The organism is Pseudoalteromonas sp. BSi20439 (assembly GCF_000241165.1).
Taxonomy (GTDB): domain Bacteria; phylum Pseudomonadota; class Gammaproteobacteria; order Enterobacterales; family Alteromonadaceae; genus Pseudoalteromonas.
Genome location: NZ_BADW01000021.1, coordinates 1 through 12,607 on the forward strand (window position 1 = coordinate 1; position 12,607 = coordinate 12,607).

General features: G+C 38.2%; 9 protein-coding genes and 1 pseudogene. 6 read left to right on the plus strand and 4 right to left on the minus strand.

The annotated features are described in order from the left end of the window. Positions 1-325 (minus strand): isochorismatase family protein (locus tag P20439_RS01975; RefSeq protein WP_036932717.1); only part of this gene is annotated, 325 nt, incomplete at its 3' end. A 141-nt stretch (positions 326-466) separates the two neighbouring features. On the opposite strand from P20439_RS01975, the gene P20439_RS01980 reads away from it, so the two are divergent. The 4 genes from P20439_RS01980 (at position 467) to P20439_RS01995 (ending at position 4,832) form a co-directional block, all read left to right on the plus strand. Then, entirely contained in the window at positions 467-1,441 is a 975-nt protein-coding gene (locus P20439_RS01980) for a GlxA family transcriptional regulator (protein WP_008115645.1), read from the plus strand. 66 nt (positions 1,442-1,507) lie between these two features. After that, positions 1,508-2,359 (plus strand): patatin family protein, encoded by an 852-nt coding sequence (locus P20439_RS01985; protein WP_008464195.1) that lies wholly within the window; start codon positions 1,508-1,510, stop codon positions 2,357-2,359. A 207-nt stretch (positions 2,360-2,566) separates the two neighbouring features. Further along, positions 2,567-4,591: an ATP-binding protein gene (locus tag P20439_RS01990; protein ID WP_008115647.1), complete on the plus strand. Its 2,025-nt coding sequence runs from the start codon at positions 2,567-2,569 to the stop codon at positions 4,589-4,591. 49 nt (positions 4,592-4,640) lie between these two features. Next, positions 4,641-4,832, plus strand: a complete 192-nt coding sequence (locus tag P20439_RS01995; protein WP_008115648.1) for a DUF3185 family protein — start codon at positions 4,641-4,643, stop codon at positions 4,830-4,832. A gap of 94 nt (positions 4,833-4,926) precedes the next feature. Here the strand turns inward: P20439_RS01995 and ahpF are convergent. The 3 genes and pseudogenes from ahpF to P20439_RS02010 form a co-directional block, all read right to left on the minus strand. Beyond that, a pseudogene (gene ahpF / locus P20439_RS02000) lies at positions 4,927-6,503 on the minus strand (alkyl hydroperoxide reductase subunit F). 161 nt (positions 6,504-6,664) lie between these two features. After that, positions 6,665-7,234, minus strand: coding sequence for an alkyl hydroperoxide reductase subunit C (ahpC, locus tag P20439_RS02005; RefSeq protein ID WP_008115650.1), 570 nt, complete (start codon positions 7,232-7,234; stop codon positions 6,665-6,667). A 199-nt stretch (positions 7,235-7,433) separates the two neighbouring features. Continuing rightward, on the minus strand, positions 7,434-9,536 hold the full coding sequence (locus P20439_RS02010) for an EAL domain-containing protein (protein WP_036932718.1): 2,103 nt from the start codon (positions 9,534-9,536) through the stop codon (positions 7,434-7,436). 290 nt (positions 9,537-9,826) lie between these two features. On the opposite strand from P20439_RS02010, the gene P20439_RS18880 reads away from it, so the two are divergent. Then, on the plus strand, positions 9,827-10,900 hold the full coding sequence (locus tag P20439_RS18880) for a cache domain-containing protein (protein WP_008464205.1): 1,074 nt from the start codon (positions 9,827-9,829) through the stop codon (positions 10,898-10,900). Continuing rightward, positions 10,812-12,607 (plus strand): ATP-binding protein (locus P20439_RS18885; protein WP_242375983.1); only part of this gene is annotated, 1,796 nt, incomplete at its 3' end. The genes P20439_RS18880 and P20439_RS18885, both read left to right, overlap by 89 nt.

Below are 12,607 nucleotides of genomic sequence, written 5' to 3' on the forward strand. Positions count from 1 at the left end.
TGCCTACAAAGCTATCTGGTGCTTTTTTAACAATAATACTCTCACCGTCAATCGGCGCCACACTGCTGTGTATTTGACCTATCTCGGCGTTTACATCATAAGGCGAACCCTGACCACCATCGTGAACTACATGAATAATATTAGTTCCCGCTGCACGCGCATCTGCAAGTAAATTCTTAGCATTATTTAGGGCACCTTCCCAGCCTTCTAGCTCCATCACACCTTGCGTATAAGTATTTTGATAATCAACGAGTATAAGTGTCGCGTTTGAAAGCGATGCTGGTGTATCGCTAAGGCCATTTAATTCACGTAGTGTTGTTGTCATATTTTTACCCTTTATAATCAATTGAAAACAAATAACGCAGCACAGCTGTCTTGTTGCCACGTTTGTATACAACCAGAATATACTTTATAGTTTGCCACCAATAGTGTCTCTCAGGACTACATTCGATGATATTAGGCCAAAATGAACATTAAACCCGCGCACAACGTTGCCATTATTGCTTATAACAATATCAGCTTATTTCACTTATCAATTCCGTGTAGTATTTTTGGTGAAGATTTAGACCGTACAGACGCACGTCCTTATAATGTTGAAGTTTGTACCGAACACGTTGGCCTAGTCGACACGCTTTCTGGTTTTCCTATAACCATTAACAAAAACTTATCTATAATTGCTGATGCTGACACAGTGATTGTTCCTGCTTGGTGCGATCCAGACACTGTAGTGCCTGCAGCATTACTAAATGCAATTAATAACGCACATGCACGTGGAGCACGAATTGTTGGCCTTTGTTTAGGTGCTTTTGTATTAGCAGAGGCGGGAATATTAGAGGGTAAAACGGCATCCACCCATTGGGTATGGGCTGACGAATTTGCAAAAAAATACCCCAATGTCAATTTTGATAACGATGTACTATACATCAATGTCGATAATGTATTTACCTCGGCGGGATCAGCTGCGGCAATTGACTGCTGCCTTCATATATTACGCCTTGATCACGGTGCTGATATTGCTAACCGGGTAGCTAGAAGAATGGTCGTTGCACCACATCGTAGTGGCGGACAAGTTCAATACATTGAAAAACCCCTACCCCGAAATATCGATAGCAACCGCTTGGAGCCCGCCATTAGCTGGGCAATAAATAATGTAACCCAGCCTCTTAATATTGACTTATTGGCAAATAAAGCCAGTATGAGCCGACGCAATTTCTCTCGTTTATTCAAAAAAACCATGGGATTAACATTTACACAGTGGCTACTTGAGCAGCGACTTGCCATAGCACAGCAACAGTTAGAAACAACCTCACACACTATTGATAGAGTAGCAACGGATTCAGGATTTTCATCAAGCGTGAGTTTTCGCCAGCATTTTTTAGCCACTTTTTCTATTTCGCCAACCGCCTACAGAAAACAATTTAAAAGTAGTGAATCAAAGTAAAAAGATGCTCGCACAGTTCAAGTACACTTGTTAGCATGAGTGTATTGTCAAAGGATGGAAGTTAACATGAACAATAGCCAACATGCATTAGTGGTTGAGGGCGGTGCCATGCGCGGTATTTTTGCCGCAGGCGTACTTGATGAGTTTTTAGCACAGCAATATCAACCTTTTACCAGCTATTTTGGTGTATCTGCTGGAGCAACGAATGTCGCGGCTTATTTATGTAAACAAGCAACCCGAAACTACAAAGTGATTACTGATTATTCGTGTAGACCGGAATTCATTAACCTGCCCCGATTTGTTAAAGGCGGTCACTTATTTGATTTAGACTGGCTTTGGCAAGAAACAGTACGTGAAATTCCTTTAAACACCGATGAATTTACACAATCTCCTCACGATTTTTATATTGTTGCAACGGCAATCGAATCTGGGCAAGCCCATTACTTACAAGCAACCGGCAGCGAAATGGTAGAGCAATTAAAAGCCTCTTGCGCTATACCCATAGCTTATCGGGATTATCCAAAAATAAATGGTATTGCCATGACCGATGGTGGCGTTGCCGACTCTATTCCAGTAAAAAAAGCCTATGAAATGGGTGCATCAGAAATAACGGTTATCCTTTCCCAACCTTTAGGCTATCGTAAAAAAGATGTCAAAGTAGCGTGGTTAACTAAGCAACTCTATAAAAATACCCCTGCACTTGCACAGGCCAGCCTACAGCGCTCTAAAAACTATAATTCCAGTATTAATTTTTTACATAATGCTCCACCGGATTGCAAAATAAATATTATTGCTCCACCAGCAGGGTTTAAAGTCGGCCGCACCACTAAAAATCTAGCTATACTCAATTCAGGCTATCAAATGGGCATAAATGAAGCTAAAACTTACTTAGGTAATCCTAGGTTGCGTGAGAAATGAACATAAGCTATAAAATCAACCTATAAGAAGTATACAGTGATATAACCTTTGAATTTACAGCTTACTCCAGCTATTAATTTTTAAACCAACGGGGTAATGTAATAAAGAACGATGTGTTCGTCGTCGTATTGCAAAAAAAACAGATTAAATTTAGGCGTGTTTTTTGCATTAAATTTTGTGTACACACCAAATAAATTAAGGGTTTTTGTGAATTTTCTTCGATGCTTTCATAATATAGTCTCAGATCAGCAGCTAAGCTTTGATCAAAAAATTGCAGACTTACTTGCTTTTGGGCTCGATGTTTTTCAACTCGACTTAGCTATTATCAGCCGCGTAAAAAATGATTCTTATATTGTTTTACATGCCATCACCCCTGACAATTCTCTTGCAATTGGTACAGAGTTTGAATTAAACGGCACCTATTGCACGCATACCTTGTCGGCCAACTCTGCATTGGCATTTCATAATGCGTCGCAAAGTAGTATTGCAAATCATCCATGCTATATTAATTTCCAATTAGAAGCGTACATTGGTGCGCCTATACGAATAGGCAAAGACGTATTTGGAACTGTTAACTTTTCATCTGCTCAAGAATGCGCTCCTTTTAGCGATGAAGCCTATGATTATATTGAATTATTAGCGCAGTGGTTAGGCTCGGAATTGGCGCGCAATCAGGATAAAGCCAATCTCACTAAAAATAGTGACACTTTATTAAAGCTTGAAAACGTAGCAAATATAGGTACATGGGAAGTCGACCTAATAGAAAATACTATTTTTTGGAGCCAACAAACTCGACGTATTCATCAAGCCGAAGAAGGCTTCACTCCTGATATGAATACCGCTATCGAGTTTTATAAAGCGGGCAAAAGCCGAGATAGTATTAGTATAGCAGTAGAAAATGCGGTGTCTAAGGGTGATAAATGGCATTTAGAGCTGGAAATAGTTACCGCTAAACAGCAAAGCATTTGGGTGTCGACTTTTGGTGAGGCCGAGTTTAATAACGGCCAATGTGTGCGATTATTTGGTACTTTTCAAGATATAACTGAAGCCGTAAAGTTACGCGAAGAGTTAAAACAAAAAAAAGCGCTTGCTGAACAGCTATTAAAAGATAGAAGTATGCTGTTTGCAAAAATTAGTCATGAGCTACGCACTCCGTTAAATGGCATTACGGGTATGTTAGCAACACTCATTGATGAACACGATTATGACAAGCGGGCGGAAAAAATTAAAGTAGCCCTGCGAAGTGCTGATATTTTATTGAATATTATCAATGAAGTGCTCGACTTTTCAAAAATAAATCATGGTGAATTAAAACTGGAACCTCACCACTCCCTACTTAAAACGGTATTTACCGATTTGGTTTCTTTATATTCGGTATTGTTTAGCAATAAAAACATTGAACTACGAGCCACTAACCTCATTCCTAATGATGTTTGGGTATACTGCGACACCTCTCGATTAAGCCAAATTGTCTCTAATTTACTGAGTAACGCATTAAAATTTACAGAGCATGGTTCTGTTTCTCTCGATTCACAGTTAGCATTAGATACAAAGCGCCCTTTACTTACAATTAAAATAACCGATACGGGTCGCGGCATGAGTAAAACGTATTTAAACTCATTATTTAAGCCTTTTACCCAAGAGGTTGATGCTAACAACAATAAAGGTGGCACCGGGTTAGGCTTAGCCATAGTTAAAGAGCTCGTTGGTTTTATGAATGGCAAAATTGAGGTAACCAGTGAGGTTAACGTGGGCACATGTTTTACCTTAACTATCCCAATTGAGCTTGGTAAACAACAAACACAAAAACCTAGCCTTAAATTTATTAATAACCATAGTAATAAGCTCTCGGTTTTGGTGGTTGATGATAACGAAATAAATCGCCTGGTATTAGAATCAGCACTGGATAAATTTAATATAAAATCAGACTTTGCTATTGACGGCCAAGATGCCCTGTTAAAATGCAAACAAAAGCATTTTGACCTTATTTTTATGGATTGCATTATGCCTATCATGGATGGTTTTGAAGCCACTAAGCAACTAAAGGCACAAGGTATCTGTGACTCGCAAGAAACTTATATTGTGGCGTTAACTGCTAATGCATCCTCACAAGATAAACTAAACTGTAAGCAAGCAGGCATGGATATGTTCATAGCCAAACCGTTTAAACTGCCAGCGATAGAAGAAGCAATTACAAATACACTAAAAAGACTGGGCGTAGCCACATTATAACAACGAGTGTCGCCCAGATTAATTTGCACTAAAAACACAAAGGATCATTATGACAAATAAAATCATTGGTATTGTACTTATTGTTATTGGCGTAGCACTTGGTATGTGGGGTTATGATGTTTACGATTCTGCAGCTTCACAAGTTACTCGTGCATTCAATGGCGAAACCCCAGTAGAAGCATGGCTTGGCTTTATTGGTGGCGCAGTTTGTATTTTAGTAGGCCTTACCCGACTTAAATAACACACAAAAAAGCCGCCTTTGGAGAGGGCGGCTTGGGTGAACAAACAGCTATGGGTGAGAGCTGTTTTATCAAGAGGCTTACGCTAAAACGCTATTAAGCAGCATTTTGCTCTGCATCGGGTGTTTGGCGAATTAAGTAGTCAAAAGCTCCTAAGCTAGCAGTTGCTCCGGCGCCCATAGCAATAATAATTTGCTTAAATGGCGTATTGGTCGCATCGCCCGCCCCGTATATACCTGGTAACGACGTTGCACCTTTAGCATCAATGAGTATTTCACCAAATTGACTAAGCTCAAGGTCACTCTCTTTTAACCATTCGGTGTTCGGTATCAAACCAATTTGTACAAATATACCGGCTAAAACTAGCTCCTTACTTTCTCCAGAAACACGATCGGTATAATTAAGGCCTATTACTTTGTTACCATCACCGAGTACTTCAGTAGTTTGTGCATTTTTAATAATAGTAATGTTTTTTAAGCTATTTGCTTTACGAATAAGTACTTCGTCGGCACGTAACGCATCGGCAAATTCAAGCACCGTTACATGCTCTACAATGTTAGCTAAATCAATAGCCGCTTCAATACCTGAGTTACCGCCACCTATTACAGCAACAGGTTTGCCTTTAAATAATGGGCCATCACAATGCGGGCAGTATGCAACGCCGTGGCCTTTATATTGTTGCTCGCCAGGTACATTCATTTCACGCCAGCGTGCACCGGTTGCTAGCACAAGTGATTTAGCTTGTAATACAGCGCCATTTTCTAAAGTAATGTCATATCCATTACTGCTTTTTTGCAGATTTGCCGCGCGTTGGTTGTGCATTACATCAACATCATATTCTTTAACATGCTCTTCAAGCTGAGCCACCATTTTTGGCCCTTCGGTTGCTTTTACCGAAATAAAGTTTTCAATGGCCAATGTGTCAGCTACCTGGCCACCAAATCGATCGGCAACCACCCCCGTATTTAGCCCTTTACGTGCAGAATAAATAGCTGCCGAAGCACCTGCTGGCCCACCACCGACGACAAGAACATCAAACACTGATTTTTCATTCAATGCTTTGGCTTGGCGCTGTGCACCTTTGCTATCAACTTTATTTAAAATATCGGTTAGGCTCATTGCCCCTTGGCTAAAAGGCTCTCCGTTTAAGTAAACAGCGGGTACAGCCAATATATTTCGTTGTTCTACTTCATCTTGAAACAGAGCACCATCAATCATGGTGGCTTTGATATTGCTATTTGTAGCAGCCATTGTATTTAGCGCTTGAACCACTTGCGGGCAGGTTTGGCAGCTCAAACTAATATACACTTCAAAATTGAGTGTTTGCTCAAGTGTTTGTATTTGTTCAATATCTTCTTGGCTGGCTTTACTAGGGTGCCCCCCCGTATGTAATAGCGCTAACACTAAACTAGTAAATTCATGACCCATAGGTACCCCTGCAAAGGTAATATGGGTGTTTTTTGTGGCGAATGCACCACCATTGAAGGTCTGCGTGCCGAAGTATCTGGATTGTTACTCACACTAAACTTATCGCTTAGTGATGCTAAATCATTCGCTAAACTTTCTACTTCTGTTGATTTTTTGCTGTCATCCAAGGCGATAAGCAGCTCAACAGGCTGAGTCAGCGATTCAAAATGGCTTTTTAATTGGTTCTTTATGTTGTTGTCTAACATGGCTTAGCCCCTTACGGAAAAATAAAACAGCAGAACCCCCATGCCATCAGTGCATGTGCGAATTTTAGAAAAGAGTGATGGCGTGGAAGAGTGCCCAGTGAGCCAAGTAGGCTCACTGGTATTAGAGTTATGTACTACTCTAAATTTAGTGAAGGTAAGGTTTAAATCTTACCAACTAGGTCTAGTGAAGGTGCTAATGTGTCTTCACCTGGCTGCCAAGATGCAGGACATACTTCACCGTCATGCGTGGCAATGTATTGTGCGGCTTGTACTTTACGAACAAGTTCTTTGGCACTACGACCAATACCTAAATCATGCGTTTCAACAACTTTGATTTCACCCTCTGGGTTCATTACAAATGTACCGCGAAGTGCTAAACCATCATCTTCAATCATTACACCAAAGTTACGTGTAATGCGTCCTGTTGGGTCGCCAATCATTGGGTAAGTAATTTTACCGATAGTGTCTGACGTGTCATGCCAAGCTTTGTGCGTAAAGTGTGTATCTGTTGATACCGAGTAAACCTCTACGCCCATTTCTTGTAACTGTGCGTAATGATCTGCAAGGTCACCTAATTCAGTTGGGCATACAAATGTAAAATCTGCAGGGTAAAAGAAAAAGATAGACCACTTACCTAATACGTCTTTTTCAGTGAGTTCTACAAAGTCACCATTGTGGTAAGCTGTTGCATTGAAAGGTTGTAATTTTGTGTTAATCAATGAAGTGCTCATAGTATTCCTCATTTATGTTTAGTGTATTTAAAAAAGTTAACGCCTTGTGCGTTGGCTTGATTAATACAATAAGGCCATTGAGAAATTAAATAAAATTGATTGTTTAGATTAAAACAATCGATTTTTAAGATTGATGGAGATAAGAAGTTACAATAATTGAATGTGAGCTATCTTAAACTTAAAAATACTAGTTACACCATCAGAAAATGAGATTTTCAAATTCGTTTTCAGGTAAAGCTTTGCTAAACAAAAATCCTTGCCCTTCTTCACACTCAAGCGAAATAAGTGTATCGAGCTGTGCTTGAGTTTCAATGCCTTCACCAACAATCTTTAAATTAAGTGAGTGTGCTAAATGGGTAATTGCTTTCACTATATCTAGGCTTTGCTTATCATCAACCATATCTTTAACAAATGACTGGTCAATCTTTAATACATCAACAGGGAATAGTTTTAAATACGATAGACTCGAATAGCCCGTTCCAAAGTCATCTATCGCTATGCTCAAACCAAGGTTTGAAAGCCCGTTTAATATTCTACTTGTTTCATCAAAATCACTCATTAAAGCGCTTTCTGTCACTTCTAACTCAAGGTAACCACTAGGAAGCTCAGTATCCTCAAGTATTTGCGCTACGCTTTCTATAAATTTAGGATCTGTAAATTGTTTAGCCGCCACATTAACAGCAACTTTAATTGGATGACCTTTATCTAGCCAGCGTTTAGCAGCTCTGCAGCTTTGTTTTAAAACGCTATGACCCAACTTATTTATTAAGCCTGTCTCTTCGGCTAGTGGAATAAAGTGTAACGGCGATATAAAACTGCCCTCCTCATCTCTTAACCTTACTAACGCCTCAGCGCCTATAATTAATTTATTTTTTAGGCAAAGCTTGGGCTGAAAGTGAACTTCCAACGTGTCTTTTTCAAGTGCATTTCTCAAAAGCTTATCTATATTTTGACGTTGATGAAACTCATGTTCTAAGTCATCTGAAAAATAACAAAATCTATCTCTACCGTGCTCTTTGGCTTTATACATTGCTGCATCAGCATGCGACATCATTAATTCGGCAGAATCAGAATCAGTTGGATTAATACTAATTCCCACGCTTATAGTTAAATTAAACTCTCTTCCATCGACACGAAAAGGTTGATGCATTGCATACAAAATATCAGATGCAACAGCATCGACATGACACGTTGATTTAATATCGGGGAGCAATAATACAAATTCATCCCCGCCAACTCGGGCTAAGGTCGTATTTAAATCAACAATAGATTCAAGGCGTTTAGCAACCAGTTTTATGATTTGGTCGCCAACATGGTGTCCCTCGGTATCATTTAAATATTTAAAATGATCAATATCAATTAGCATTAATGCCACAAAAAAACCATTACGCACAGATACCTGACAGGCATGCGCAACGCGATCATGTAATAAAATTCGGTTGGGTAAATCGGTTAATTGGTCATGGTTTGCTAAATGACTCATTTTAACGGCCATCGCAATTGACTCGCTCACATCATGAAAAACTATAATCGCGCCAATAATATTACCTTTTTCATCCCTAATAGGAGAGGCAGAATCCTCAACCCGATGAATTCTGCCATTTAAGCTCGTTAATTGGCAATTAAGCGCCATAGCTACTCTTCGCTGCTCCTTTAAAGCAATAGAAATTGGATTAAGACTTTTATGCTTTGTGGTTGCATCCCGTAGTTGCATAACCTCTGAAATATAATTACCGACAGCTTCATGCATCACCCAGCCGGTCATCATTTCTGCAATCGGGTTCATAAACGTTATTTTTTCGTCTTTGTCAGTTGCTATAACAGCGTCGCCAATCGAGTTGAGCGTAACCCGCAATCTTTCTGATTCAATAGCAAGTAACCGCTGAGAATGCTTTAATTGTTGCTCTTGTGTTTTTAGTTTTAAATGGTTGCCAACGCGCAAACGGCAGACCTTAAGATCGACTGGCTTTTGTATGTAGTCAATCCCACCCAACTCTAAAGACAAATGCTCAAACTTACTTTCATTATGAGAGGTAATAAATATTACCGTTACACCACTAGTTTTGGGATCGTTTTTTAAGCGTCTACACACTTCTAACCCGCTAATATCTGGTAATTCAATATCTAATAAAATAATTTCAGGTAAAAACTGCTGTGCTTTTTCAATTGCACCAAAACCAGTATCGCTGCATATAACTTCTGCGATATCTGATAAAGCCCCCTCTAGAATCATTAAACTAGAAGGTTCATCATCAACAATAAGCACTCGATGCGCAAAGCTTTGATCTACAGTGGTTAACACAATAAAGTCCCATAAAAAAAGTAAACAAACGCGACTAAAGTCTAGCTGAGTTAACCTAAACATCCATTAATTACCTAAAATAAATACTAACAATATTAAATTGATTGTGTTAGCTACAAGAGGTCTATAATCATCTGCAGTAAATATAAGCCAATAAAAGCAAAACTCCTTTTTAATAGTAAAAACTTTTTCTTATTTTTTTATTATTAAGCTCAAACTTGATAAATTACCTATAGTTCTCTAGGTTTAATTATAATTAAATAATGGCTAGTTTTTGATTGGAGTAATGGATGCCAATAAATCTTAAAAAAAGGATAATTCGTCAGGTAAGTAACTACACCCTTTTATTCCCTATTTCTTTATCCGCCATAATTACCTTAATTGTTTTAGCCATTATTATTAATGAAGCAAGTTTATCGCGCTCAGTACTTGGCTCTGTAGAACTAGAAATAATAGACAAAAACCAATCTATTAATTCACAAACACAAGAGGTTATTGAAAACTACCGTCGAGATATTCGTTTTTTACACGCAACCCCTCCAATCAAAGGCTTAGCCAGGGCATCAAATAACAAAGGTGTAGACCCACTAGAGAACACCACCTATGCTCAATGGAAAACAAGGCTTGAAATTATATTTGCAGCGTTTTTAAAAAATAACCCAGATTACGAGCAGCTAAGAATCATCAGTACCAACAAAAAAGGACAAGAACTGGTAAGGGTTGATCGCGTTCAGGGTGCAGTAGAGGTTATAGATTTAAATAGGCTCCAAAATAAAGGAGCGCAAGAGTACTTTACGGCCAGTAGTAACCTCTCTGATGGCGAAATATATATGTCTGAAATTTCGTTGAATAGAGAGTACGGTAAAATAGAGTTTCCTTATCGCCCGATGTTGAGGCTATCTATGCCAATTTTTGATGAAAATCAAAATAGATTTGGCTTTATCATAATTAACGTGAATGCTAATAACTTATTAACCCTTTTAAAAAACAGTATTAATACACCATTTCAACTCGCTTTAACAGACAGTAACGGCTATTTTCTATCACACCCAAATAAAGATTTCACCTTTGGTAAAGACCTAGGTAGTGATATTAGCATCAATAATAACTACACTTTTAACCCCGTTGCTAATAGCTCATTGTCGCTTATAAAACCAAAAAATAATGCGCAAACGAGTTATTACACCGCAAGTAAAAAAATCACTTTAGCGCTGGGTGAAAAACAAAACTTTTTATCTAGTCACGTTTTAGCGCCTGTTGAGCATATTAAAAATATTGAAATGGAACGTAGAACAAAGCTCTACGTCCTTTTTACTTATTTTGGTTATTGTATTAACTATCATTCTCGCATTTTTCAATCGTAGCCTTCGCAAAAGCCAAGAGCTTGCAAATGCGCGCGCACAATCTGAGGCAATTATAACTGGCTCATCTGATGCGGTAATTGGCATTACCAATAACGGTATTGTCTCTAGTTGGAATAATGCCGCAACTCTGATGTTTAAGCTTGGAGAGTTAGAAGCAATTGGAAAACCAATTAATGATTTAAAAATAATAGATCAGCTAAATTTTAACGAGATAATTGAAAAGTTCACTGATGGTACTCGTCAATTTAAGCAAGACGCTAGTATTAGTAACAGCTCTACTAAACGCTACTTTTCACTCTCTTTATCAGCCATTATCGATCAATTTGGAATGTTTATTGGTATTGCAATAATAGCCAGAGATGTAACCAAAGAGCGCACCATTGAGAATGAAATAATAAAAGTAAATCATGAGCTTGAAAATAAAGTAGCCATTCGCACTAAAGAGCTCAAACAAGCCAGTGAAGTAAAAAGTGCGTTTATTTCTAATATAAGCCATGAAATGCGTACTCCACTTAATGGCATAGTGGGTACTTTAAACTTAATAAAAAAAGAGCCATTGAGTGAAACACAAAAAAACTATTTAGAAATGACCGAAGTTAGTGTGAGTGCTTTATCTGTATTAATAAATGATATTTTGGATTTATCTAAAATAGAAGCAGGTAAACTAGAGTTGAACTTTAAAGAGTTTAATTTAATAAAATTAATCGAAAGCGTTTGTGGCAGTATGGCTGTTAAAGCTCAGGAGAAAGGCCTCGAATTTGTTTTAGATGTTGTTAATTTAAAATGTAAAACGATTAAAACTGACCCCCATCGTTTTTCACAAATCCTGACTAACTTAGTAAATAATGCGATTAAATTTACTGAAACTGGGTTTATAAAGGTCACTGCTTATTGCGAGCAAACAAGCAGTGATAATGTGACTGTTCACGTAAAAGTTACCGATAGCGGTGTGGGCATTGCACAAGAAAACCAGAGCAAATTATTTACCGCCTTTTCCCAAGAAGACAAAAGCGTGGCATCTAAATTTGGTGGAACAGGGCTAGGGCTTTCTATATGCAGACAGCTTTGTAGCCTTCTAGGCGGAGAAATTAGCTTTGAGTCAGAAAAGTCACTAGGTAGTAGTTTTCATATAAAACTAACACTAAGCAACGCTGATACAACTCATTATAGTTTTGCCCCACGATTAAAAAACAAAAGCTTTGCTATTGTTAGTAAAAATAACGAGTTGGCCAACAGCATAAATAATTTAATAGCTGCTTTTTCGGGAAATCGTTTTTCAGCTGAACAATTACAACAATCTCTTGTTTCAGATGATATAAAAAACGTACCTTTACCTGACTTTATACTTATTGAACAAGACGACACATTGTTAAAACGTTTAGATGAAATGTGGCCAACTATTGCTAATCATCATGTAATTAAAGTTATTTTATTAGCAAATCGCGGTTATCCTCAAATTAGAACAAGACACGTGCAAGCCAGCTTACTTTCTAAACCAATACTTATTTCAGAGTTTTTAAAAACAGTAGCCGATGAACGCAGCCTTGAAGATAAAATAAGTGCTGGTAGCAGCAATGTTAATATTAACAAACGCCGTGAATCAGACTCAGTTAAAACTGATAATTCTGACTTTAAAGGGGCACATGTTCTTATCGTTGATGATAACGATATAAATATAGAAGTAGCCGCGGGTATATTGTCATGTTT

What these genes read in the sequence shown, in the direction of transcription:
- P20439_RS01980 (WP_008115645.1), top strand. Translation starts at nt 467, where the DNA reads ATGAACATTAAACCCGCGCACAACGTTGCCATTATTGCTTATAACAAT.
- P20439_RS01985 (WP_008464195.1), top strand. Translation starts at nt 1,508, where the DNA reads ATGAACAATAGCCAACATGCATTAGTGGTTGAGGGCGGTGCCATGCGC.
- P20439_RS01995 (WP_008115648.1), top strand. Translation starts at nt 4,641, where the DNA reads ATGACAAATAAAATCATTGGTATTGTACTTATTGTTATTGGCGTAGCA.
- ahpC (WP_008115650.1), bottom strand. Translation starts at nt 7,234, where the DNA reads ATGAGCACTTCATTGATTAACACAAAATTACAACCTTTCAATGCAACA.
- P20439_RS18880 (WP_008464205.1), top strand. Translation starts at nt 9,827, where the DNA reads ATGCCAATAAATCTTAAAAAAAGGATAATTCGTCAGGTAAGTAACTAC.